24 protein-coding genes and 2 rRNA genes are annotated in these 24657 nt (G+C 50.3%); 24 read left to right on the top strand and 2 right to left on the bottom strand.

The genetic code is table 11. The annotated features are described in order from the left end of the window. From OHJ21_RS32205 to pssA, 19 genes are all read left to right on the top strand, one after another. Positions 1-109, top strand: a 23S ribosomal RNA gene (locus OHJ21_RS32205); the annotation flags it as partial. Between the two features lie 65 nt (positions 110-174). Continuing rightward, positions 175-291 (top strand): 5S ribosomal RNA (rrf, locus tag OHJ21_RS32200). 634 nt (positions 292-925) lie between these two features. Then, the gene (locus tag OHJ21_RS32195) at positions 926-1960 is read left to right on the top strand and encodes an ABC transporter ATP-binding protein (RefSeq protein ID WP_486022346.1); all 1035 of its coding nucleotides are present in this window, start codon (positions 926-928) and stop codon (positions 1958-1960) included. Then, complete coding sequence (locus OHJ21_RS32190; RefSeq protein ID WP_486022345.1) at positions 1953-2711, top strand: ABC transporter permease; 759 nt, start codon at positions 1953-1955, stop codon at positions 2709-2711. The genes OHJ21_RS32195 and OHJ21_RS32190 overlap by 8 nt, the downstream gene beginning before the upstream one ends. A gap of 45 nt (positions 2712-2756) precedes the next feature. After that, positions 2757-3122 (top strand): GntR family transcriptional regulator, encoded by a 366-nt coding sequence (locus tag OHJ21_RS32185; RefSeq protein WP_100541576.1) that lies wholly within the window; start codon positions 2757-2759, stop codon positions 3120-3122. After that, positions 3119-3847, top strand: a complete 729-nt coding sequence (locus OHJ21_RS32180; protein WP_486022342.1) for an ABC transporter ATP-binding protein — start codon at positions 3119-3121, stop codon at positions 3845-3847. Before OHJ21_RS32185 ends, OHJ21_RS32180 begins: the two co-directional genes overlap by 4 nt. Beyond that, positions 3844-4590, top strand: coding sequence for a hypothetical protein (locus tag OHJ21_RS32175; RefSeq protein ID WP_100541574.1), 747 nt, complete (start codon positions 3844-3846; stop codon positions 4588-4590). Before OHJ21_RS32180 ends, OHJ21_RS32175 begins: the two co-directional genes overlap by 4 nt. 353 nt (positions 4591-4943) lie before the next feature. Then, positions 4944-6053, top strand: coding sequence for an amidohydrolase/deacetylase family metallohydrolase (locus tag OHJ21_RS32170; protein WP_207797559.1), 1110 nt, complete (start codon positions 4944-4946; stop codon positions 6051-6053). Next, positions 6031-7134: a DgaE family pyridoxal phosphate-dependent ammonia lyase gene (locus OHJ21_RS32165; RefSeq protein ID WP_486022340.1), complete on the top strand. Its 1104-nt coding sequence runs from the start codon at positions 6031-6033 to the stop codon at positions 7132-7134. Before OHJ21_RS32170 ends, OHJ21_RS32165 begins: the two co-directional genes overlap by 23 nt. Before the next feature lies 1 nt (position 7135). Continuing rightward, positions 7136-7891, top strand: coding sequence for a 2-dehydro-3-deoxy-phosphogluconate aldolase (dagF, locus tag OHJ21_RS32160; protein ID WP_486022338.1), 756 nt, complete (start codon positions 7136-7138; stop codon positions 7889-7891). Further along, positions 7884-8900, top strand: coding sequence for a sugar kinase (locus OHJ21_RS32155; RefSeq protein WP_486022336.1), 1017 nt, complete (start codon positions 7884-7886; stop codon positions 8898-8900). Before dagF ends, OHJ21_RS32155 begins: the two co-directional genes overlap by 8 nt. Positions 8901-8908: 8 nt before the next feature. After that, entirely contained in the window at positions 8909-9625 is a 717-nt protein-coding gene (locus tag OHJ21_RS32150) for a GntR family transcriptional regulator (RefSeq protein ID WP_486022335.1), read from the top strand. A 360-nt stretch (positions 9626-9985) separates the two neighbouring features. Beyond that, positions 9986-10447 (top strand): CtsR family transcriptional regulator, encoded by a 462-nt coding sequence (locus OHJ21_RS32145; protein ID WP_071221042.1) that lies wholly within the window; start codon positions 9986-9988, stop codon positions 10445-10447. Positions 10448-10471: 24 nt separating this feature from the next. After that, positions 10472-10996 carry a protein-arginine kinase activator protein McsA gene (gene mcsA / locus OHJ21_RS32140; protein WP_100541568.1) on the top strand — a complete coding sequence of 175 codons (525 nt, stop codon included), beginning with the start codon at positions 10472-10474 and terminating at the stop codon, positions 10994-10996. Between the two features lie 38 nt (positions 10997-11034). Continuing rightward, a complete protein-coding gene (mcsB, locus tag OHJ21_RS32135) occupies positions 11035-12099 on the top strand; it encodes a protein-arginine kinase McsB (RefSeq protein WP_100541567.1) in 1065 nt (354 codons plus the stop codon). Positions 12100-12209: 110 nt separating this feature from the next. Continuing rightward, positions 12210-14669, top strand: coding sequence for an ATP-dependent protease ATP-binding subunit ClpC (gene clpC, locus OHJ21_RS32130; protein WP_486022332.1), 2460 nt, complete (start codon positions 12210-12212; stop codon positions 14667-14669). Between the two features lie 557 nt (positions 14670-15226). Further along, positions 15227-16594: a DNA repair protein RadA gene (gene radA, locus OHJ21_RS32125; protein ID WP_009594669.1), complete on the top strand. Its 1368-nt coding sequence runs from the start codon at positions 15227-15229 to the stop codon at positions 16592-16594. Between the two features lie 13 nt (positions 16595-16607). Next, positions 16608-17684: a DNA integrity scanning diadenylate cyclase DisA gene (gene disA, locus OHJ21_RS32120; protein WP_009594677.1), complete on the top strand. Its 1077-nt coding sequence runs from the start codon at positions 16608-16610 to the stop codon at positions 17682-17684. Between the two features lie 49 nt (positions 17685-17733). Then, on the top strand, positions 17734-18468 hold the full coding sequence (gene pssA / locus OHJ21_RS32115; protein ID WP_164817531.1) for a CDP-diacylglycerol--serine O-phosphatidyltransferase: 735 nt from the start codon (positions 17734-17736) through the stop codon (positions 18466-18468). A 124-nt stretch (positions 18469-18592) separates the two neighbouring features. Here pssA and OHJ21_RS32110 read toward each other — a convergent pair whose 3' ends face one another. Then, positions 18593-18988, bottom strand: coding sequence for a nucleoside triphosphate pyrophosphohydrolase family protein (locus tag OHJ21_RS32110; protein ID WP_071221035.1), 396 nt, complete (start codon positions 18986-18988; stop codon positions 18593-18595). A gap of 397 nt (positions 18989-19385) precedes the next feature. On the opposite strand from OHJ21_RS32110, the gene OHJ21_RS32105 reads away from it, so the two are divergent. The 4 genes from OHJ21_RS32105 to gltX all read left to right on the top strand — a co-directional run bounded on the left by OHJ21_RS32105 (position 19386) and on the right by gltX (position 23265). Beyond that, positions 19386-20474 carry a PIN/TRAM domain-containing protein gene (locus OHJ21_RS32105; protein ID WP_100541563.1) on the top strand — a complete coding sequence of 363 codons (1089 nt, stop codon included), beginning with the start codon at positions 19386-19388 and terminating at the stop codon, positions 20472-20474. Between the two features lie 77 nt (positions 20475-20551). Next, positions 20552-21247, top strand: coding sequence for a 2-C-methyl-D-erythritol 4-phosphate cytidylyltransferase (ispD, locus tag OHJ21_RS32100; protein WP_486022328.1), 696 nt, complete (start codon positions 20552-20554; stop codon positions 21245-21247). Beyond that, positions 21244-21732, top strand: a complete 489-nt coding sequence (gene ispF, locus OHJ21_RS32095; RefSeq protein ID WP_100541561.1) for a 2-C-methyl-D-erythritol 2,4-cyclodiphosphate synthase — start codon at positions 21244-21246, stop codon at positions 21730-21732. Before ispD ends, ispF begins: the two co-directional genes overlap by 4 nt. A gap of 69 nt (positions 21733-21801) precedes the next feature. Further along, the gene (gltX, locus tag OHJ21_RS32090; RefSeq protein WP_100541560.1) at positions 21802-23265 is read left to right on the top strand and encodes a glutamate--tRNA ligase; all 1464 of its coding nucleotides are present in this window, start codon (positions 21802-21804) and stop codon (positions 23263-23265) included. A gap of 272 nt (positions 23266-23537) precedes the next feature. Here gltX and OHJ21_RS32085 read toward each other — a convergent pair whose 3' ends face one another. After that, positions 23538-23759 (bottom strand): hypothetical protein, encoded by a 222-nt coding sequence (locus OHJ21_RS32085; protein ID WP_133120365.1) that lies wholly within the window; start codon positions 23757-23759, stop codon positions 23538-23540. Between the two features lie 181 nt (positions 23760-23940). On the opposite strand from OHJ21_RS32085, the gene cysE reads away from it, so the two are divergent. Then, the gene (cysE, locus tag OHJ21_RS32080; protein WP_100541559.1) at positions 23941-24630 is read left to right on the top strand and encodes a serine O-acetyltransferase; all 690 of its coding nucleotides are present in this window, start codon (positions 23941-23943) and stop codon (positions 24628-24630) included. Positions 24631-24657: the final 27 nt, after the last annotated feature.

The raw sequence follows: 24657 nt of genomic DNA, 5'->3' as shown, positions 1-24657 counted from the left end.
ATTTCCCAACTAGTAAGACCCCTTGAAGACGACGAGGTAGATAGGTTGGAGGTGGAAGTGCAGCAATGCATGGAGCTGACCAATACTAATCGGTCGAGGGCTTATCCAACATATTTCAAAGTGCTGCAAATTCGTTTCGTATCTAGTTTTCAGGTGATCAAGCATCTGAAGCCGTTTGGTGGCGATAGCGGAAGGGTTCCACGCGTACCCATACCGAACACGACCGTTAAGCCTTCCAGCGCCGATGGTACTTGGACCGAAGGGTCCCGGGAGAGTAGGACGTCGCCAAGCGAACAACCATAAAGGCCGTTATCGAGCAATCGATAGCGGCCTTTTCCTATATGGAGGTAACTTATTATGTTGCCCCTTGATCAGCGATGGTTCTACTCCACGCAGGCGCTAAGTTAGGTACCAGCTATTAAGCTGTATGATTGGAATATGCCGCATTCTTCGAACAACAGATTCAATACTTAAAAAGACGATCCCGCCGAGATCGTCTTTTTTGTTTTTTGTTTCAGGAACCAACAATAAAATCATGAGCGATATTTTCCTTTGTGACCTTTATATTGCCTTATATCCCTCTTTGTACATCATGCGCACTCCGTTATCTCTGCGAGCAGTGGTGTGTCCGGGCACTCATGGATAGTTGCCAACCCTATATACTTCATGACTTATGCTACAACAAGGTTCCTAACATGCCTCTGTTCATAAGGCAGCACTGCAAGTGGAACGCTGATAGGTTCACTGTGGCGGATAAACCCCATCACAATCTCCTCGCCAGGCTTCATCGATGTGGTCTTATCCTCCAGCTCATCATAACGTTGGATATCAAACGAGCTTTCAATAAAAATTAGGCTTTACAGAACCAAAACACTAGTGTACTATTTAACTATGACACCGATACAATAAGGAGTGGGAGCAAAGCATGAATGAGAACGGTTCAAATGAAGCAACAACCAATATAGAGAACGCCTCAACCGACTTACAGGATAAGATACAATCTTCAAGCTCTTCGGATAAGAAGTCTAATAATGGTCCAGTCGTTCTTACCGTTGAACAAGTCACCAAAACGATTGGAAAGAAGAATATCGTTGACGGGCTATCCTTTGACATTCATCGCGGTGAAATCGTTGGTTTGCTTGGACCGAACGGCGCGGGCAAAACAACGACCATTCGGATGATTGTAGGGTTGATCGAAATGACCCATGGCGATGTACAGGTGAAAGGACACAGTATCAAGAAGGACTTCGTTCAAGCCGTTCGCCATATCGGGGGCATTATCGAGAACCCGGAATTTTACCCGTACATGAGCGGTTATGACAACCTGAGACAGTATCAGCGGATGTCCGAGGGAGTGACCATCACCAGAATCATGGAGGTTGTCAAGCTTGTTGGACTCCAGGATGCCATTCACAAGAAGGTGCGCGCGTATTCCTTAGGGATGCGCCAACGGCTTGGAATAGCGCAGGCCTTGCTGCATAATCCGTCCATCCTCATTCTTGACGAGCCGACGAATGGCCTGGATCCAGCCGGTATCCGTGAGATGCGGGATTACTTGAAGCAAATCGCCAAAGATGAAGGAATTGCCATTCTCGTATCCAGTCACCTGCTGTCGGAGATGGAGCTGATGTGCAGCCGTGTGGTCGTTATCCAGGAAGGTAAACTCGTAACCGAGCGTTCTATCGGAGGTACGGTTATTAATGAAGAGTTAACCACGGTAAGCTTCCGCGTGAATGACGTGGCCATGGCTGAACAGACCACTAGGCATCTGAAAGACATCACATTGCTCAACACCCAAATGGAGGAGGGAATCATCACCCTTCAACTTCAAGAAGAAGACATTCCTGCGTTGATCCAAACACTGTGTGATGCACGGGTACGGATTTACCGGGTGGAAGAGATCAAATCGTCACTTGAAGAAGAGTTCTTAAAATGGACAGGAGGCAACCGCATTGCGTAGCTTTGGAAATCTCGTCTGGAATGAATGGCTCAAAATGTTTAAGAAACGTAGCTTTTTCCTGCCATATGCGCTTTTGGCCGGAATGGTGATCTTCACGGCGTTCTTGCTCTATAAGTTTTCCGGTGGGGGCAGTACCGGTTATGAATTTGCCGAGATAGCAGTAACAACCAAGGGAATGGGGCAAGTGCTGACCCTGCTTGCCATTGTCGTGACGGCCGGAGCCGTAGCGAAGGAGCACAGCATGGGAACGATCAAATTGCTGCTTATACGTGCACAGAGCCGCACCAAGATTTTGGCATCGAAATACGTTGCCGTATTGATTTACATCTTAACACTAGTGGCCTTCATGTTTGCTGTAGCCGTGCTGACGGGTCAAATTACGTTCGGTATTGATGTCGGCTCCGTTACGCTTGGCGATGTGCTCATTGGAGCAGTGAACAATCTGGTGTATACGATCGTTTATGTAACGCTAACCTTTATGGTAGGCATTCTAACGAGCTCTACCGGTCCTGCAATCGGCATCGGCATGTTCATGGTCATTATGGAAAGTATGGTGGTACAGCTGCTTGCGCGTTATTCCTGGTCTAAATACCTGCTGTTCCTAAACGTGGATCTTTCCATGTACAGCGGAGGCGCAGGCTCCCCGATTCCAGGCATGAGTTTAACATTCTCAATGATGATGCTCGCTGTATATCTCCTCTTGTTTCTTGCGATAGGCTTTGTTACGTTTAAAAAACGGGATGTCGCATAAGGGACCTGAGTTCGAGGTAGAGCGGCGGAAAGGAGCAACCCCACAGTGAGTATAGAATTCGACAATAATCTGCCGATCTATTTACAGATCATGACGTATTTAAAGAAAGAAATCATCATCGGTAAACTGCAGCCCGGTGATAAAATCCCATCGGTTCGAGAATTAGCGAGTGAGCTTCAAATAAATCCAAACACGGTGCAGCGAACTTTTCAGGAATTGGAGCGTGAGGGTATTGTGGAGACGCGGCGGGGATTGGGCCGATACGTGACAAGCGAGGAACCCAAAATTATGGAAATCAAAAAAGAAATGGCTGGAGATCTGCTGGAACGCTTTATCCGCGGCATGCAGGAGCTTGGCTTTAAAGATCAGGATATCATATCGATCGTGGAAGATGCTGTGAAGCAGCCATGATCCATAGTGGAGGTGAAATCACGGTGGAGAATCTGTTACAGGTAAGGAACGTGACCAAAACGTATGCCGGTGGCCGCAGAGCGTTACATGATGTCAATCTGGATATCAACGGTGGAAAAATCATTGGCTTGCTGGGCACCAACGGCAGCGGAAAGAGTACACTCATGAAGATTGCGGCTGGGTTGATCCAGCCGACAACGGGCGGCGTTTACGTGAATGGCAAACCGGTTGGCCTGGAAACCAAAGCCGTCGTTTCTTTTATGCCGGACCGAGCCGTGACGGAATCCTGGATGAAGGTATCCGATGCGGTGGCATTTTTTAAGGATTTTTATGAGGACTTTAATGTGGAGAAGGCCCGCAACATGCTGGAATTCATGAATTTAAAGACCCATGATCGCATCAGTTCCTTGTCCAAAGGAATGAATGAGCGCCTGCAGTTATCACTGGCCTTGTCCCGTGAAGCCCAGCTGTATATGCTGGATGAACCGATTGGCGGAGTGGATCCGGTAGCCCGGGGGAAAATTTTGGACGCGATCGTTGAATTCTATAACGAGGACAGCAGCATTATCATTTCGACCCATCTGGTCCGGGATATCGAACGGATATTTGATGAAGTGATCTTTATTCAGGGCGGCGAAATTGTCATGCATGAGGAAGTGGAGAACATCCGCCTAAGACACGGAAAAAGTGTGGATGAGATGTTTAAAGAGGTGTATGCGGAATGATGAGACTGTTGAAATACGACTGGAAGAGAAATTCGACTACGCTGCTCGGCGCTTTCGCGATTCTACTCATCGTGCAGATTGCGATCACGGTGACAGGCTCGATCAGAGACTGGGAGCTTGGCGTTATGTTTGGTTTAAGCATGCTGGCGTACGGCTCTGTGGGCGTCCTGCTGCTGGTGGTCGCTGGCAAGAACTTCGGCTATAACATAAAGGCATATCACCGGCGTTTACTCCCCGTACGTTCCGTGTGGAATGTTGCTTCATCACTTATACTGGCATGTGTAAGCTTGCTGGTACTTGGCATATTGATGGCTGTGCATTTATGGTACTACTGGAGCTCGGCGGGCATATGGGGAAATATCAATCTCGCGGATGTTCCCGTTTCGTATTATGTCGGGCTTGCCTTGCTGATGGTATGGAAATTCATCTATTTGATGATTGCGATATTTTTTGCAATTACCGTGGCCAGCAGCATCACGAAGAAGGGCAGTACCTGGATCGGCATTCTGGTGTTCTTCGTATTGCAATACGTTCTTGGCTGGCTTAGCCAAGTCCTTTTCGGAGAAGAGGCAGCGTGGGTCGGACCTATGGCCAGCATTTCATTTTACGAGAAAGAAGCGGACATTACGGTATCGACAGTGCAATATACATTAGCATGGGGGGCACTTGCTTTTGAAGTGGTATTGGCCGCCTTGATCTTGTATGCAACGGTGTACCTCATTGACCGCAAGGTTGAGGTTTAACCAAAAGAGATGATTGGAAATCGGTAAGACGAATGAATAAGGTCTAAGCTATAGAACGAACAAAGAAACTGCCTATCCTAGGGCAGTTTTTTTGCGTTTGGAAGGAGATACACGGGTAAAACAGAACTAGAAGCATAACCGTACCCGTACTCCGCGAGAGTGGAACCCTTCCTTACATCATGTAAGATGAGGATAAAATACGGAAATGTATTTTAAACATTATAACGTTATATTCACGTAACGCACGTTCTGTGCTATGCTATAACCACGATACTCATTACACAATGTAAACCGACGGATAAGAGGATCCAAGGCTGGTACGGCAAGGCTGAAGGAGTGAAGCTATGAAGATATTGGAACAGCGTTTTATTATACGCAATGTAAAGACGGTGCATGATGATAAACCTTTTGACATTGTCATGGAGAACGGATTTATAACCGAAATAACGGATGCGAATGCGAACCCGGCACACGGTGCCAACAGTTTCGATGGTACGGGATTATACGTGTCCAGCGGCTGGATCGATATGCACGTCCATGCGGTCGCCAAGCTGGAGCCCTACGGAGATGCCATCGACGAGATCGGCGTTAAGCAAGGGGTTGCCACCATTATCGACGCAGGGAGCTGCGGCGCGGATACGATTGGAGAATTGGCAGCCGAGGTTGCAAGGGCCAAGACGAATGTGTTTGCTTTTTTGAATATTTCCCATATCGGTCTGCAGCGGGTTGACGAGTTATCCAGTCTGGAATGGATCGATGCCGAGAAGGCAACAAAGGCGGTATGCACGTATCCGGATTTGATCATTGGACTCAAGGCCAGAATCAGCAAAAGCGTAGTCAAGGATAATGGGGTAGAACCGCTTCGACTCGCAAGAAAATTGTCCGGGAAAACGTCACTGCCGCTGATGGTACATATCGGGTCAGGGCCACCGCCGATTAAGGAAGTATTGGAGCTGCTTCAGAAGGACGACATTATCACTCATTATTTGAACGGGAAAGCCAACAATTTATTTGATTCGGACGGGAAGCCGATCCCTGCCCTGGTGGAAGCGATAGCTCGCGGCGTTCATCTGGATGTGGGTCATGGAACAGCAAGCTTTTCGTTCTTGGTAGCGGAGTATGCGAAAGTCCAAGGGATTAAACCTGACACGATCAGCACCGATATTTATCGCGGAAATCGCATCAATGGCCCGGTGTACAGCCTGGCTAATGTCATGACGAAGTTCCTGTATTTGGGGTACAGCTTGCAGGAGGTGATCTCAGCGGTAACGGACCATGCAGCAGGATGGTTGCGCCGTCCGGAGCTTGGCCGAATTGAAGTCGGCGATGCCGCTCACCTGACGTTGTTTGCCCTGCGGCAGGGTGCTATGAGTTTAACGGATTCCGAAGGGGAGACCCGAATCGCTGATCGATATATCGAACCTAGAGGAGTGGTAGTCAATGGATCATTCATTACATGCTAAATACGGGTTGAAACGCGTGGTAAATGCCAGCGGGCGCATGAGTATTCTTGGCGTGTCGGCACCGACAGATACCGTCATGGAAGCGATGCGGATCGGTGGGCAGAGTTACGTGGAAATTGCGGATCTGGTAGATAAAGCGGGTGATTACATGGCACGCATCCTCGGTTCCGAGGCTGCGGTCGTTGTCAATTCTGCCTCCAGCGGTATCGCTCTTTCCGTGGCTGGAATCGTCACCGAAGGCAATCGCAGGCGCAGTGACCGATTGCACCAGGAGCCGATCGCGAAGAACGAGATTATCATGTTTAAGGGACATAATGTTCAGTATGGGGCCCCCGTTGAAACGATGGTTTATCTTGGAGGCGGCAAGGTCGTAGAGGTAGGGTACGCCAACGAAGGGCGTAAGGAGCATATCGCGGATGCGATTAATGAGCGTACAGCCGCCATTTTGTACGTGAAATCCCATCACTGCGTACAGAAAAATATGATTTCGGTGGAAGAAGCGGCAGAAGTGGCCCAGGCACATGGACTTCCGCTGATCGTCGATGCTGCTGCCGAAGAGGATATTCAGAAATATGTGAAATACGGGGACCTGGCCATATACAGCGGATCCAAGGCAATTGAAGGCCCAACCTCCGGCATTGTCGGCGGCAAACGTCAATATGTGGAGTGGGTGAAAGCGCAGCTGCATGGTATTGGGCGCAGCATGAAGGTCGGCAAGGAAACGACGTTTGGATTGCTCCAGGCGCTGGACGAGTATATGGTGAAGGAAGATAAGAGTGAACAGGAGAAAGCAGCGCTGGAGGAAATGAAGGCTCTATCCAAATTGACGGGCATTGAGGTCAGCATCGTTCAGGACGAAGCGGGAAGAGCGATCTTCCGAGGGCGAGTGAAAGTCGATGAAAATACGGCGGGGATCAGTGCCAAGGCTATGAACGATCAGCTTCGCGAAGGCGATATTGCTGTATACACCCGGGATTACGGCGTACGTCAGGGATATTTCGATATCGATCCTCGCTCGCTTTCCGGGGATGATTTGCAAGTCATTATTACAAGAATACAACAGATTGCAGGGGGAAACTAAGATGGCAAATATGGAGAAACGTCTTTACAGAAATCGCGCGGCACTGAACGTACTTGCAGGCAGCATTCAGAATGCGAAGGACATTTTTGAAGCTTCGGAAGGGCATGTGCTGGTCGGCGTATTGTCCAAAAATTACCCGAACGCGCAAGAGGCCGTTATTGCAATGAAGGAATACGGCGCCGTTATCGAGGATGCGGTATCGATCGGATTGGGTGCCGGCGATAACCGTCAAGCTGCGGTGGTAGCCGAGATTGTGAAAAGCTACCCAGGCACGCATATCAATCAGGTGTTCCCGGCGGTCGGTGCTACACGTGCCAATCTGGATGGCAAAGAAAGCTGGATTAACAGCCTTGTGTCTCCTTCGGGTCAAGTGGGCTACGTGAATATCTCAACCGGACCGATGAGTGCTGCCGGGTCGGACAAAGCCATCGTACCTGTAAAAGCGGCCATTGCGCTTGTGCGCGACATGGGCGGTAATGCACTGAAGTACTTCCCGATGCAGGGCTTGAAGCTGGAGGATGAATACCGCGCGGTAGCGAAGGCATGTGCGGAGGAAGGATTTGCGCTTGAACCAACAGGCGGGATTGATAAAGAGAATTTTGAAGCCATCGTGCGCATCGCATTCGAAGCGGGAGTGCAGCAGGTCATCCCGCACGTGTACTCCTCGATTATCGACTCGGCAAGCGGAGATACGATCATTAGCGATGTTCAAGAGCTGCACCGCAAGCTAAAAGCGCTGGTTGATCACTATGCCTAAGACGATTGCCGCATATGGCGAAGTGATGATGCGTCTTCAAGTACCGGGATATGCTTCCTTGGCTCAAGAGAGCCATCTGAATTACTCCTTCTCCGGCACGGGTGTAAACATCGCCTCGGCTGTGGCAAGGTTCGGTCATAACGGCTATCTGGTCAGCACGCTGCCGGATAACCCGCTTGGCGAAGCAGCGATTTCCTACCTGCGCAAGCTTGGCATCGACACTTCGCTCATTAGCCGCGGAGGCAAATATGTCGGCATGTACTTTCTGGAGAATGGCTTTGGCGTAAGACCCGGACGTGTAACTTATACGGACCGACTGGGCAGCAGCTTTAATACGGCAGAGGATGCCATGTACGATTTCGGTGGGATTGCCGAAAAGACGGACATGATCCATTTTTGCGGCATAACCCTTTCCATGAACGACACGGTACGGGGCCAAATGAAGACGCTGGCTCGTGAAGTTAAGGCTAACGGGGGAACCGTTGTGTTCGATTGCAATTATCGTCCCTCTTTATGGGGCATGGACCGCTACGAGTTTGCCAAGCCGCACTATGAGGAAATGCTGTCACTTGCGGATGTCGTCTTTATGAATGAGAAGGATGCTATCTATATCCTTGGCATGGAGACGACCCGTGAGGATCGCAATGAACAGCTGCAGGAGTTGATTCCGAAGGTGGCAGCGAAGTATAATATTACGGTTGCGTCGGGTACCCACCGCAAGATCAACGGGGATAACACCCATTCCCTGCAAGGCTATCTTTACACGGATGGAGCGTTTCATTTTTCCAAAACCTTGACGTTCTCCGTCCATGACCGTATCGGCGCGGGTGATGCCTACGCCAGCGGGGTGATTCATGGGATCTCGGAGGGATTTGAACCGAATCGGACGGTTGATTTTGCCGCAGCTGCGGCGATGCTTGCCCATACCGTTACAGGGGATACGCCGACGGCGAACGAACGCGAAGTGCTTCAGGCAATGAGTCATCACATGTCTGACGTGGAAAGGTAGGAGGAAGCATGTCGATCACGCGGAAGAACGGTCCGTTATACTTGCAAATCAAGAAGATCATAAAAGATCGGATTCTGCATGGGGAATATCCACTTGGCTCCCATATTCCTTCCGAGCCGCAGCTGGAACAGGAATTTAACGTTAGCAAAATGACGGTCCGCAATGCGATCCAGGAGCTGTACCAGGAAGGATATGTAGAGAAGCGGAGCGGGGTAGGAACGATTGTGACCCGGAACACGTCCTTCTCCAAGCTTTCCAAAGGCAAGCTGTTTACCGAGATTCTGGTCGAAGAAGGACACCAGATTCGGAAGCGTCACCTGAAGACGGAATGGGTGCTTAATGAGCCGGATAGCGAATTGTTCTTAAAATTCGGGGAGCGGTGCCTGCTTATTGAACGATTGTATTTACTGGACGGGAGCCCTTTTATTTACTACACCCACTACGTGTCATCCCAAGTGGATATGGGTGAAGAGTTCGGTTCCACCGAACTACCGTCTCTCTATGACCGCATCGAGGAAAGTCAAATTACGCTTGAGAATTTCCGCGACCGTTTCCTGGCGACCGTGGCCAATGAAGAGATTGCCTCCTTGCTTGAAGTAAGCATAGGCTCGCCGTTACTGAAGCGGCTCAGATCCTCTTATGACGGGACAGGCAGCATCATTGAATACAGCATCGGCTATTACAATACGGAGTTACAGCACTACTTGATCAGTTATGATGCCTAAGGGTTTAGACTATACAAGAGCATGATATGGAGAAGTGGCCTCGAACCGGTATTCACCCGGCATGGAGACTGCTTCTTTTTTTTGTTGCCTTATATGAATTGTTCTTCGGAAAGAGGCTATAAGCGATCAAAGAACTGGGTACAATAAGAATAAATGCAAAGCGCGAACATTTGAGAAGAACCCTCTTGGCAAAATGAAAAAATGTGCTATAATGATATCAAAGTCAAAGAAAGTCAAAGTCAACGAGAGGGTTCGCCGATTTTGATTGTGGTTAAAATTAACGTATATGCAAGGCTCTGTGCGGACGTGTAAGATCACTATCCGTCTTAACGTTTCAAACAGTGGAGGATGAACAGACCAATGCGTAATATCTCTGATATTATCGAACAATACCTGAAGAGCATACTGCAGGAAAGTCCGGAGGGTACCGTTGAAATTCAACGGAACGATCTGGCAGAGCAATTTTCTTGTGTTCCTTCCCAGATTAACTACGTGATCAGTACACGGTTCACGCTGGAGAAGGGCTTTCTTGTCGAGAGCAAGCGCGGCGGGGGCGGGTACATACGCATCCAGCGTATCGAGCTTCCCCAGCATACTGCACTCCAGCAGCATCTTCATCATACCATTGGCAGCATGATTGACCAGACGGTGGCTGAAGGATTGATTTACCAGCTGGAGGAATCCCGGTTTTTAACAAAGCGGGAGGCCAGCCTGATGCGAGCCGCCATTTCAAGGGAGTGCCTCAATGTGAAGCTTCCTTATCGGGATGAGCTGCGTGCAAGGATTATGAAGGCGATGCTTATTTCTTTATTAGGTAAGTGAGTCTGTGTAAGGGGGCATCGGATTATGTTATGCCAAGAATGCGGTAAACGGCCGGCGACACTTCATTTCACCAAAATTGTGAACGGGGAGAAAACGGAGTTTCATTTTTGTGAAACCTGTGCCCGTGAAAAAGGGGAATTGATCCCCGGCACGTCGAATGGTTTTTCTATACACAGTTTGCTGTCAGGTCTTCTGGATCTCGATCCTTCAGGCAAGGGCCAGAGCCCCGGTGCAAAAACGGCCCAGACGCTGCAATGCGAAGAATGCGGTATGACGTATTCCCAGTTCAGCAAGCTTGGCCGGTTCGGCTGCAGCTCGTGTTATAAATATTTCTCGGATCGATTGGATCCATTGTTTAAGCGAGTCCATGGGGGGACTTCCCATGTCGGCAAAGTGCCGAAGCGTACGGGTGGCCGTATTCAGATCAAACGCCAGATTGATGAGCTTAAGAAGGAGCTTCAAATTCGGATCGTGCAGGAAGAGTTTGAAACGGCTGCCGAGATCCGGGACCAAATCCGTGAGCTGGAGCGAAATATGGCTCAGGGATAAGATGGTAAGATTTTGCACTTTAGTAGGAGGAATGCGTGATGTCTAATCTCCGGTTTACCGATTCGGCGCTGAGCGAGTGGATGCGCGGGAACGGTCAGGATTCCGACATTGTCATCAGCACCCGTGTCAGGGTGGCGCGCAATCTGCAGCATCTTCCTTTCCCGCTGCTGGCAACGGATCAGCAGTCGGGAGAAGTGCTAGAGCGCCTGACGAATGTGCTGAAGAATAAGGACGATTTGCAGGATTTCGGGGATTTACATGTAATTAAATTAAGTGAGATTGATGAGCTGGATAAGAAGGTTCTTGTTGAGAAGCATCTGATCAGCCCCAATCTGGCGAATGAGTCCCGAAACGGTGCCGTCATCCTTACTGAAGATGAATCCGTCAGCATTATGATCAATGAAGAGGATCACCTGCGCATACAGTGTTTATATCCCGGATTTCAGGTTCGTGAGGCATGGGCACGTGCGACGGCGCTGGATGACGTTTTTGAATCCGAGATCGATTATGCGTTTGATGACAAACGAGGATATCTTACGAGTTGTCCGACGAATGTCGGCACCGGCCTTCGCGCATCGGTCATGATGCATCTGCCCGCTCTTGTTATGACACAGCAGATTAACCGGATTCTCTCGGCTGTATCGCAGGTAGGCTTGACCGTAAGAGGGATTTACGGTGAAGGCAGCGAAGCGTTAGGCAACCTGTTTCAAATCTCGAATCAGATTACGCTCGGTCAAACTGAGTCCGAGATCATTGAGAATCTTCACAGCGTCGCCTTGCAAATCATCGAGCATGAGAAGAATGCCAGAGCCCGGCTCTTGGGTGAATCCAAGCTCCGTATTACGGATCGGGTGATGCGCTCCTATGGCATACTGTCCTATGCAGCGGTGATGGATTCGAAGGAAGCGGCCCAGCGATTGTCGGATGTTCGGCTTGGTGTGGATCTCGGCCTTCTGGAAGGCCCGGAAATCCCGGTCATGAATGAACTGAATGTGAAGACGCAGCCGGGCTTTCTGCAGAAGACCTATGGAGAGGGTATGACTCCTTCCGAACGCGACATGTACAGGGCTAAGCTCATCAGAGAAACATTGGGTAACGATTAAGGATCTATACTCGCTTTACAGTTGGATGACGGTTTAAGCGTCCTATAGCTGACGATACACCGAAATCCGCGAGGTTCAATATATTAATTGAAACGTGGAGGTGCAATACTATGATGTTTGGCAGATTTACGGAACGTGCACAAAAGGTGCTTGCATTGGCTCAGGAAGAAGCGGTACGTCTGGGGCACAACAATATCGGCACAGAACATATCCTGCTAGGACTTATTCGTGAAGGAGACGGCATTGCAGCCAAAGCGCTGATCGGACTTGGACTTGGTCTTGAAAAAATTCAGGATGAAGTCGAAACATTAATCGGACGCGGACAGGAGCAGCCTACCAACATTGCTTATACGCCTAGAGCGAAAAAGGTAATTGAGCTCTCCATGGACGAAGCTCGTAAGCTTGGTCATACCTACGTAGGTACGGAGCATATTCTGCTGGGGCTGATTCGTGAAGGCGAAGGGGTTGCCGCACGTGTGCTGAACAACCTTGGCATTAGTCTGAACAAAGCCCGGCAGCAGGTGCTGCAGCTGCTCGGCAGCAGCGAAGCGGTATCGAGCCATCATGGCACGCCGCAAAACGTAAGCACGCCTACACTGGACAGTCTCGCTCGCGATCTGACCGCCATTGCCAAGGAAGGCAATCTGGATCCGGTCATTGGCCGCAGCAAAGAAATCGAGCGCGTGATTCAGGTACTTAGCCGCCGTACGAAGAACAACCCGGTGTTGATTGGTGAACCAGGGGTAGGTAAGACGGCGATTGCGGAAGGCCTGGCCCAACGCATCATTAACAATGAAATTCCAGAGACACTGCGTGACAAACGCGTCATGACGCTGGATATGGGCTCGGTTGTTGCTGGAACGAAATACCGCGGCGAGTTTGAGGATCGCTTGAAAAAAATTATGGATGAGATTCGTCAAGCGGGTAACATTGTTCTGTTCATCGATGAGCTGCATACCTTGATCGGTGCAGGCGGTGCAGAAGGTGCGATTGACGCTTCCAACATCCTTAAGCCATCATTGGCACGCGGAGAACTTCAGTGCATCGGGGCAACCACACTGGACGAATACCGCAAATATATTGAAAAAGACGCTGCTCTCGAGCGCCGTTTCCAACCGATTACGGTGGACCAACCATCGCCGGAGGAAGCCATTCAGATTTTGTATGGACTGCGTGACCGTTACGAAGCGCATCACCGCGTAAAAATTACGGATGAAGCGATCGAGCAGGCCGTGAAATTGTCCGACCGCTACATTACGGACCGCTTCCTGCCGGATAAAGCGATTGACCTGATTGACGAGGCCGGTTCGAAAGTTCGCCTTCATACGTATACTATACCGCCGAATCTGAAAGATCAGGAAGCGCATCTGGAGGACATCCGCAAAGAGAAAGACGCAGCTGTCCAAAGCCAGGAATTCGAGAAAGCTGCAGCGCTGCGCGATACGGAGCAGAAGCTTCGTGAAGAACTTGAAATCACGAAGAATCAATGGAAAGAAAAACAAGGACGTACCGATTCCGAGGTAACTCCGGAGGATATTGCCGACGTTGTAGCCAACTGGACCGGTATTCCTGTAAATAAACTGAAAGAAGAAGAGACCGAGCGTCTTCTGAATCTGGAAGAAATTCTGCACAGCCGCGTCATCGGTCAAGAGGAAGCGGTCAAAGCGGTGAGCCGTGCCGTTCGCCGGGCACGTGCAGGCCTGAAAGATCCGAAGCGTCCAATGGGCTCCTTCATCTTCCTGGGGCCTACCGGAGTAGGTAAAACCGAGCTGGCACGCGCCCTTGCGGAGGCGATGTTCGGAGACGAGAATGCGGTTGTACGGATCGATATGTCCGAGTACATGGAGAAGCATTCCACATCACGTCTCGTCGGAGCGCCTCCGGGATATGTCGGCTACGAAGAAGGCGGTCAGCTGACCGAGAAGGTACGCCGCAAACCTTATTCCGTTGTGCTGCTCGATGAAATCGAGAAGGCGCACCCTGAGGTATTCAACATCTTGCTTCAAGTGCTGGAAGACGGACGCTTGACCGATTCCAAGGGCCGCGTGGTGGACTTCCGCAACACACTGATCATTCTTACCTCCAACGTGGGAGCGGAAGCAATCAAGAAGAACTCTACGCTTGGCTTTACTGCGGTGACGGATGCAGGCCGCGATTATAACAACATGAAAGGCAAAGTGATGGATGAGCTCAAGAAGAGCTTCCGTCCAGAGTTCTTGAACCGGATTGATGAGATCATCGTGTTCCACTCTCTGGAAGAGAAACACATTGCCGAAATCGTGACTTTGATGTCCGACGAGCTGCGTAAGCGTCTGAAGGAATTCGAGGTGCATTTCGAGCTCACCGACAAGGCGAAGGCCTTCATCGCCAAGGAAGGTTACGATCCGACCTTCGGTGCGCGCCCACTGCGTCGGGCTATCCAGAAGCACATCGAGGATCGTCTCTCCGAAGAGCTGTTGAAAGGGACTGTGGCCAAGGGCGACTCGCTCGTCATCGATGAAGCGAATGGCGAACTGGTTGTGAACAAGAACGAAAGTGTCACTGCCGCATCAGCAGCCGAAACTGAATAAGTTGGAACAACAACACTGCCCCGCTGGATTTAAATCCGGCGGGGTTTTTGATTTTGAGATTAATGGAAGATGAAGGGTTTTGTATGGGGCAGAAACTTGGATGCTCAGAAGTTATGTAAATGAAATGATCGGGGCTGTTTAAATCGGTAAATTAATTAGGCAAAGGGATGATTAGCGAATTAGGAGAACAGATCCTCATGTATCAACCTAGCGGAGAGGACGGAATCGTTCTGAAGAAGCGACAGCGTTCGCCTTTAAAACGGGGAAACGACCATGATTCCAATTCCAGTTTCCTGGTTTTAACAGCGATCGTAAGAACGATCCGACAGCAATGCGGACATGTATGGTTTACATGTATTTATTTTGATAAATTGCAGCAAAAATAATGTCGATCTGCCCCCGACCCTTCAAATTTGAAACAAATCCTTCTCATCCCGCGTAAAGTTTCCGATTAGCCTTTACGTTGAATTATAAGAAATGGTAAACTTTGAGTAATGCCTGATTTTGCAGGGTTTTACGGAATCCGACAAATGATGTGCGACATAAAGGAGACTCACATGGCAAAAACTAAAACGAAATTTTTCTGTACCGAATGCGGCTATGAAGCGCCCAAATGGTTCGGAAAATGTCCGGGCTGCCAATCATGGAATTCCATGGTAGAAGAGACCGAGACGGTAATCAAGACGCAGGGGATGAATTCCCCTCTTTTTCATAGTAAAGAAAAACCCCTTTCGATCATAAATATAGAAAGCGGTAAAGAACCCAGAATCCAGACGGGCATTGCGGAATTGAACCGTGTGCTCGGGGGCGGGCTTGTCCCGGGCTCGCTGGTGTTAGTCGGCGGTGACCCCGGCATCGGCAAATCCACGCTGCTGCTGCAAGCCTCCAACCGATTGGCCCAGAACGGCATTCGCGTTCTGTACATTTCCGGTGAGGAATCCGTACGCCAGACCAAACTGCGTGCAGATCGGCTCGGGGCGCTGTCCCCGGAGCTGTTTGTCCTCTGTGAAACCAATCTGGAATCGATCGAGGAAGCCATTGAGAACGTGCAGCCTGGCTTTGTTGTCATTGACTCCATTCAGACGGTGTATTTGCCGGAGGTAACCAGTGCGCCGGGGAGCGTATCCCAGGTACGGGAGTGTACGGCACGCTTCATGCGATTGGCGAAGGTGAAGGGCATAGCGACCGTTCTGGTTGGTCATGTGACCAAGGAAGGCGCTATTGCAGGCCCAAGGATGCTGGAGCACATGGTGGACTGTGTGCTTTATTTTGAAGGAGAGCGTCACCACACTTACCGTTTGCTTCGCGCGGTGAAGAACCGTTTCGGTTCGACGAATGAGATTGGCATTTTTGAGATGGGTGAGGATGGGCTTCGCGAAGTCGGGAATCCATCGGAACTGTTTTTATCTGAACGGCCTTTAGGCGTAGCGGGTTCGACCGTTGTTGCGAGCATGGAGGGAACGCGCCCGGTTCTGGTCGAGCTGCAGGCGCTCATCTCCACAACCCACTTCCCGTCACCGCGCCGGATGGGTACAGGGGTGGACCACCACCGCATGAACCTGATCATTGCCGTGCTGGAGAAACGGATGGGCATGTACCTGCAAACCCAAGACGCCTATCTGAATGTAGCTGGCGGCGTGAAGCTTGATGAACCAGCGGTAGATTTGGCCATAGCGGTTAGCATTGCATCCAGCTTCCGAGACATTCCGACCAAGCCGTATGATGTCATCTTTGGCGAGGTTGGTCTGACCGGCGAGGTTCGCGCCGTTTCCAGAGCGGAACAAAGAGTAAGGGAAGCCGAGAAGCTGGGCTTTAAGCGCGTACTCATGCCGGAGAAGAGTTTGAAGGGATGGAAGCATCCGAAAGGAATACAAATTATAGGAGTAAACACCGTTGCAGATGCATTAGCGGTTGCGTTAGATTAGGGGGCATACGAAGGTGAAAGAAACGAGCCAACTGGACAAAATGAATGATTTGCTAAAGCTGGTAGCACCGGGAACGCCGTTTCGCGACGGACTGGAGAACGTGCTGCGGGCGAAGACGGGCGCCCTGATCGTTGTGGGCTACAGCCCGGAGGTAATGGAAGTTGTCGACGGCGGCTTCTCCATTAACTGCGATTTTTCGCCAAACTATTTATACGAGCTGGCCAAGATGGACGGCGCCATCATCCTGAGTGAAGACTTGAAACGGATCTTATATGCGAATACCCAGCTGATTCCGGATTCCTCGATCTCTTCCATCGAGACAGGGATACGGCACAGAACAGCGGAACGGGTAGCGAAACAGACAGGCAAGCTGGTTGTATCCATCTCGCAGCGCCGTAACATTATTACGCTGTATCAAGGATCGCTGCGATATGCATTGAAGGAAATCGGCGTCATCCTAACAAAGGCCAATCAGGCTATACAGACGCTGGAGCGATACCGCGTGGTGCTTAATCAATCGCTCACCAACCTTTCGGCATCTGAATTTGAAGAGCTGGTCACCATTCCGGAAGTCGTGAACGTGATTCAGCGAGTGGAGATGGTGCTCCGCATCAAGAAGGAGATCAAGCGCTATATCAACGAGCTTGGCAACGAAGGCCGCTTGATCAGCATGCAGATGGATGAGCTTGTGAGCAATATGGAGGAGGAGGCTTGGCTGCTGTATGCAGACTATGCCCGGGAGTACAGCGAGGAGAAGATCCGCGAGATCATTCTGGCGCTCAAGCGTTCAACGGATGAGGAGCTGCTGGACATTCACCATATTGTGCGGCTTCTTGGTTACCCGGCTTCCGCCGCTGCTTCGGAGGAAGAAATACTGCCGCGCGGTTACCGGATTTTGAACAAAATCCCTCGTCTTCCGAATGTGATCATTCGCAACCTGGTGGACCAGTTCCATGACTTATCCAGCATTATGACCGCTTCCATCCATGAGCTTGATGAAGTTGACGGGATCGGCGAGGTTCGCGCACGCACCATTAAAGAAGGCCTGAAACGTTTGCAAGAACAAGTATTCATTGACAGACAAATCTAAAAGCCCTACAATCGATGTTCGAACGTACATTAACGAGGTGAATATAAAAATGACGAAATCAATTCCGAACATGTTTACTTTAGGTAATCTGTTTCTCGGAATGATTGGTATCATCTTGGCGACGGAAGGTCGAACGAGTATGGCCGCCATTATGATTATCATTGCCATGCTCCTTGACGGACTGGACGGTCGGGTAGCTCGGGCTTTGAATTGCCAGAGCGAATTCGGTAAGGAACTTGACTCCTTATCCGATGTAATTTCTTTTGGCGTAGCGCCGGCACTCATTATGTATACCGTAGCATTTACGGATATCAATACTGCACTGGCTTGGACAGTGACCGCCATATTTCCGATGTGCGGCGCACTGCGGCTTGCAAGATTTAATGTTCGTCCGGGCATACCGGGTTATTTTATCGGCCTGCCGATCCCCGCTGCGGGAGGCGTGCTGGCAACCTTGGCGTTATTCCATGAAGAGATTACAGCACCTTATATGATTATTGCCGTATTACTGCTTTCTTACCTCATGGTTAGCGCAGTCAAGTACCCGAACTTCAAGAAGATTGGCATTCCGAAAACAGCGATTAAATTTACCCCGCTCGTCATCATTGGTGCAGTCATGGTTGCCGTGTTCTTTCCGGAGCAGACCTCCATGCTGATATTCTTGCCATTGGTCCTGTATGCAGGGTATGGCTTGCAGCAGAATTTTCGCAGGCTGAACCGCAAAAAACGGCGCAAAAAGGATGACTCCAATTCAGATGAGGCCTATCAATCCTCTGACCGATAAGCCAATTTCGGTCATATATCCAAAATAAAAAGCATTTATTTCCCTGCTATTGCAGCGAGATAAATGCTTTTTTTGTATGCATGTGAGTACCTTGCCGTTTCGAACCGTCATCATGCTAGCGGCTTTACGACAGGTTGAAAATACCCAATGTGGAGCATTTCTGCGACTCCTTGACAACAACCTCATCCAGTTGAATGTCCAGAAGATTCGCAAGAGCAGACATATAAAACAGGTTGCGGCCAAGCTCGGTGCTTACCGCTTCACGGCAATTCTCGCACAGATGGCCTTCGACGTGCGTGCCGGCTAATTCCCGGGCTGATTCGAGATCAGCGCCGATATCGAAGGTTTGCTTCGTGGCGTGGAGCTCGATGCATCCGCATTCTGTGATGGCCTTGGTTACGGCCCGGTTGACTGAAGCATTGCTTTGACCATTTTTAGACAGAACATCCAAGAGACTGCGGTGACGGAGCAACAATTCGGAAACTTGGTCCTGAAAAGCCTGTAAACTAGGAGCGCTCATTTATACATCCACCTCGATATTATGAATTGAGTTCATTATATTCCACTACTTCAGGCGATTTCAACCAATTTCAGGTGTCTGAAGGCGGTCAATTCCATTCGTGAGGTGGATGTCAGTACACGTCAAAGCCTGATGGGGGTAGGCGAAACCGGTAGGATATGGGGATATGGAAATATAATAAAAAAACGTCAATCAGCGCACTTTGTATAGAAGACAGACCGCATTTTGGAAGACGTTTATCATCTGATTATCCAATTTATTTGGTTTCACTGAACACTTTTACATTCGATAATCTTAAAAAAAGATGGGCCGGCACGATTACGACTTTATAAATTGGACCATACTGGAAAATAGAAGCAAGGATATTCAGGTATAAAAAGGAGGTGTGCGGAAGCTCATGGTAAAAAAAGCTATTTTAGCATTTACAGTATTATGCGGAGCATGGGGCGGGTATACGTTATATCATACAATGGAACGATCTTTCTCAGGGCTCTCGCCTATATTTGGACAAGGTTTATTTGCAGCGGGAAGCGGAGCCTTCGCGGTGCTTGGAGGATTATTGTTTGGCATGATCGGCGTGCTGTCAGCGGATCGGGTCACGAGATGGCTGCACAGCCTGATCACTTCGTTCTCCCGGATTCCGATGAATGAGCTGGCTGCGGGTACTGCCGGACTGTTGAGCGGCCTGCTGCTGTCTCTATTGCTGTCACCAGGTTTGTCCTTGCTAGGACAGGCTGGGCAGCTGCTGCAGGTTGGCATTACGCTGCTCGGCGGTTATATCGGGTTTCGCATTGGACTGGAGAAGAAGGATGAACTGGCTTCCCTGTGGATGTCGGGCAAGTGGAGTCAAGCTGCTGAGCCTGAGGGCCGGCGCATAGAGGAACATAAAATTTTGGATACGAGTGTCATTATTGACGGGAGAATTGCAGATATTTGCAAAACCGGATTTATCGAAGGAACGATTGTCATTCCTGAGTTTGTTCTGGAGGAGCTTCAGCATATTGCGGATTCTTCCGACCTTCTTAAGCGAAATCGCGGTCGGCGCGGCCTTGATATTTTGAACAAAATCCAGAAAGAGCTGGACGTCAAGGTACTCATTTATGAAGGCGACTTTGAGGAAATATCCGAAGTCGACAGCAAGCTGGTGAAACTGGCCAAAGTGCTTCAAGGCAAAGTAGTTACGAATGATTTTAACTTGAATAAGGTTTGTGAGCTGCAGGGCGTGTCGGTGTTAAACATTAATGATCTCGCCAACGCAGTGAAACCGGTGGTCCTGCCAGGGGAAGAAATTTTGGTGCAGATTATCAAGGACGGCAAGGAGCATGGTCAAGGCGTCGCTTATTTGGATGACGGCACGATGATCGTCGTGGAGGGCGGTCGCGAGTACATCGGCACGATGATGGAGGTGCTCGTTACCAGCGTACTGCAAACCTCGGCGGGCCGGATGATCTTCGCGAAACCAAAACTGTTGGAAAAAGCCCAGTAAAGGGGTATGATGGGGATATACATATCCGCTATTCGTCCGTTTGTGACGTGTTGGGTGAGACAGGAGTTTGGTGCTTGATGAGTAACTTTGGCGCTGTCATTGTAGCGGCGGGAAAAGGAACGAGAATGGGCACCCGGGAGAGCAAGCAGTACCTGGCTCTGAACGGAAAGCCCATTATCGTTCATACGCTTGAAGCATTCAGCCGGATACCATGGCTGCAGGAAATTGTGCTTGTGACGGGGATGGAGGATGTCCCTCGCTGCGAATCCTGGATTCAGGAATACGGTTTGGACAAGGTGTCCGCTGTAATTCCGGGGGGAAGCGAGAGGCAGCAGTCCGTATACCAAGGCATCAAGCAAATTTCTTCAGAGTGGGTAATGATACATGACGGCGTAAGGCCGTTTGTAACGCAAGAGGAAATTGAATCCTGCCGCGATGCGGCAATCCGTGAGGGCGCCTCGGTACTTGGGGTTCCCGTGAAGGATACGATTAAACAGGTGAACGGTGAGGGGTTGATTACAGGAACCCCGGACCGTCAAAGTCTGTGGGCCGTCCAGACCCCACAGGCTTTTCGTCTTTCCGATCTGCTGTCTGCACATGAGGCTGCAGCGAAGGATGGGTTTACAGGCACTGACGATGCCATGCTGATGGAGCGAGCAGGACATCCGGTAACCGTGGTGGAGGGGAAATACAGCAATATTAAGATCACCACACCGGAGGATCTGGAATATGCAGCTTTTTTACAGAATCGTAAGGGAGAGGACATGGGATGATTCGAGTAGGACAGGGGTTTGACGTACATCAGCTCGTAGAAGGAAGGCCGTGCATTATCGGAGGCGTTACGATTCCTTATGACAAGGGGCTTCTCGGGCACTCCGACGCTGACGTGCTGCTGCACGCCGTAACGGACGCGATCCTGGGGGCGCTTGGGCTTGGCGACATTGGTCGTCACTTTCCCGATAACGATCCTGCCTTTAAAGACGCCGACAGCCTGAAGCTTTTGGAACAGGTATGGGTCATGGCGAAGGAACGCGGGTATACACTTGGAAATATCGATTCTACGATAATTGCACAGAAGCCGAAGATGGCACCCTATATTCCGCAAATGGCGGAAGTGATCGCCAAAGCGCTGGATGCCGAGGTGGAGCAGGTTAACGTGAAGGCGACCACAACCGAGCAGCTCGGGTTTACCGGTAGGGGCGAAGGAATCGCCGCGCAATCGGTTGTCTGCCTCGTAAAAGGTATGCTATCATCTTGAAGTATGTGTTCAATAAGGGAGTTTTTTGAGCTGGGAATTTTGAAAGAATAGGGAAGCGGAGGGGTTACAATGACCGGAGAAGTCCGCGTGCGCTATGCACCGAGTCCAACGGGACATTTACATATCGGCAATGCCAGAACGGCATTATTCAATTATTTATTCGCCCGCAAGAACAACGGGAAATTCATTATCCGCATCGAGGATACGGATGTAAAACGCAACGTAGAAGGCGGAGAGCAAAGCCAGCTGAAATACTTGAAATGGCTGGGCATGGACTGGGATGAGAGCGTGGATGTCGGAGGCGAGTACGGACCCTATCGCCAGACCGAGCGTCTTGATATTTATAAAGAATATTGGCAGGATCTCTTGGATCGAGGGCTTGCTTACCGCTGCTACTGCACGGAGGAAGAGCTGGAGCAGGAGAGGGAAGAGCAGATGGCTCGCGGCGAAACGCCGCGCTATTCCGGAAAGCACCGGGATTTGACGGAAGAGCAGCGGCAAGCGCTTGAGGCTGAAGGCCGTGTGGCGAGCATCCGCTTCCGCGTTCCGGAAGATCGTATCTACACGTTCGATGACATGGTGAAGGGCACGATTTCGTTTAACAGCAAAGAGACGGGCGACTTCGTCATCGTCAAAAAAGACGGCATTCCTACCTACAATTTCGCGGTAGCATTAGACGATCATCTGATGAAGATCAGCCATGTGCTCCGTGGGGAGGACCATATCTCCAATACGCCGCGTCAGTTGATGATCTATGAAGCTTTTGGCTGGGAGCCGCCTCAGTTTGGACATATGACCTTGATCGTGGGCGAGGATCACAAGAAGCTGAGCAAGCGTAATGAATCGATCATCCAGTTCATTGAGCAGTATGACCAGCTTGGCTATTTGCCTGAAGCGCTGTTCAACTTCATCTCGCTGCTTGGCTGGTCTCCCGAAGGGGAAGAGGAAGTCTTCTCCCAAGAGCAGCTGATCTCGATCTTTGATGAGCATCGTCTATCCAAGAGCCCAGCGGTATTCGATACGAACAAGCTGGCTCATCTCAACAACACGTACATCAAGAATGCGGATCCGGATCGGATTGCGGATCTAGCCATTCCGCACTTGCAGAAAGCCAGCCGCTTGCCGTCCGAGCTTACGGCCGAGCAAGAGGAATGGGCGCGCGCGCTCGTCGCGCTCTATCAGGAGCAGATGACCGCTGTTTCGGATATCGTGGATCTGTCGGAAGTGTTCTTCCGTACGCATCTGGAGCTGGACGCTGAAGGGATTGAAGTGATGGGCGGCGAGCAGGTGCCAGCCGTATTGTCGGCATTCCTTGCGAAGATCGAGCAGAGTGATGAGTTTAACGCTCCGAAGATTGCGGCGCTGATCAAGGAAGTCCAGAAAGAGACCGGATTTAAGGGCAAACAGCTCTTTATGCCGATCCGCGTAGCCTTGACGGGACAAACCCATGGCCGCGACCTGAACCAGACGATCTGGCTGCTGGGCAGGGATCGCGTGCTTGACCGTTTGCGCTCTCAGATCAAAGGCGCATAATTCGGGCGGCTTCCCCGATAAACGTTCCTTGTCAGCCCGTATATGATCAGTTATAATTACACCAAACTATAAGTGAAATATTCTTTGATCTAGGTTAGGTAGCAACAACTCATACGGAGAAGCAGCGGAGAGGACGGAATTATGCTGTAGAAGCGAAGCGTTCGCCTTTGTCTTCCGATTTCCACCTATGTGATATCGTTAAAGAAATCGGAAGGCAACAGCGATCGGAAGCACAATCCGTCAGCGCAGCGTTCTATAGAGCGTTGTTTCCCTCACCTAGATCTACAAATATAAAACGTATTAAAAGCTACGATCAGGAGAAGTACGCGTAAAACAGGCACGTTCCAGAGAGGACAATCGGCAGAAGACAAGGACCACTTGAATTTGCCGGCTGAGAGTTGTCCCGTCGCCTGCAGCGGAAATGCACCTGTGAGCTGCATGGTTGAAGCGAACACAATCGTTAGATCATGCCGGTCGTCTGCCGTTAATGACATGAAGAGAATCGGTAGAATCCGTCCCTGACGAAGGGAGGAAGCTTGTGCCGGTTCTAAGCAGAGTGGAACCGCGGTCTAGCGCCTCTGCAGCGATAAGCTGCAGGGGCGTTTTTTATTTACAGGAATAACGATGGATAGCAAGTTGCATGCGCGATTGGAAGAGGGGAAAGAGGGAGCGTTCATGTTTAAACAAATGAAATCGGATATTCGGACAGTGTTCGAGAATGACCCGGCTGCCCGGGGACTTTTTGAAGTGGTATTCACCTACTCGGGGCTTCACGCACTGTGGGCGCACCGGGTAGCTCATGCATTATTTAAGCGGCGATGGTATACGCTGGCCCGGTTGATATCCCAGTTCAGCCGGTTTATGACAGGGATCGAGATTCATCCGGGAGCCCGTATCGGGCATCGGCTGTTCATTGACCATGGGATGGGGGTTGTCATTGGAGAGACCTGTGAGATTGGGGATGACGTGGTGATCTACCAGGGGGTTACCCTCGGTGGAACCGGTAAGGAAAAAGGCAAGCGGCACCCAACCATCGGTAACAACGTGGTCATCGGATCGGGGGCGAAAGTGCTAGGTTCCTTTACGATTGGGGATAACTGTAACATTGGTTCCAATGCAGTCGTATTAAGGCCTGTTCCCCAAAACAGCACCGTTGTCGGCAATCCGGGGAAAATTGTGAAACAGAACGGGGAGCGGGTGCGCGACCGGCTGGATCACACGAATCTGCCCGATCCGATTGTGGATATGCTCCGTTCGATGCAGAAGGAGATCGATCAGCTCCGGGCGGAGCTTCATGAGAGCAAACGAAACCAGCCTCAAGGCATGGTACCCGAGGCTGCTGTGTCTTCGGTCAAAGAAGAGTAAGCGCGTAAGCCGTGAAGGAATAATAAG

Origin of the sequence: Virgibacillus sp. LDC1 (assembly GCF_025792345.1) — a bacterium.
Lineage (GTDB): Bacteria > Bacillota > Bacilli > Paenibacillales > Paenibacillaceae > Paenibacillus_AQ > Paenibacillus_AQ lautus.
This window is presented reverse-complemented; position numbering and strand designations above follow the sequence as displayed.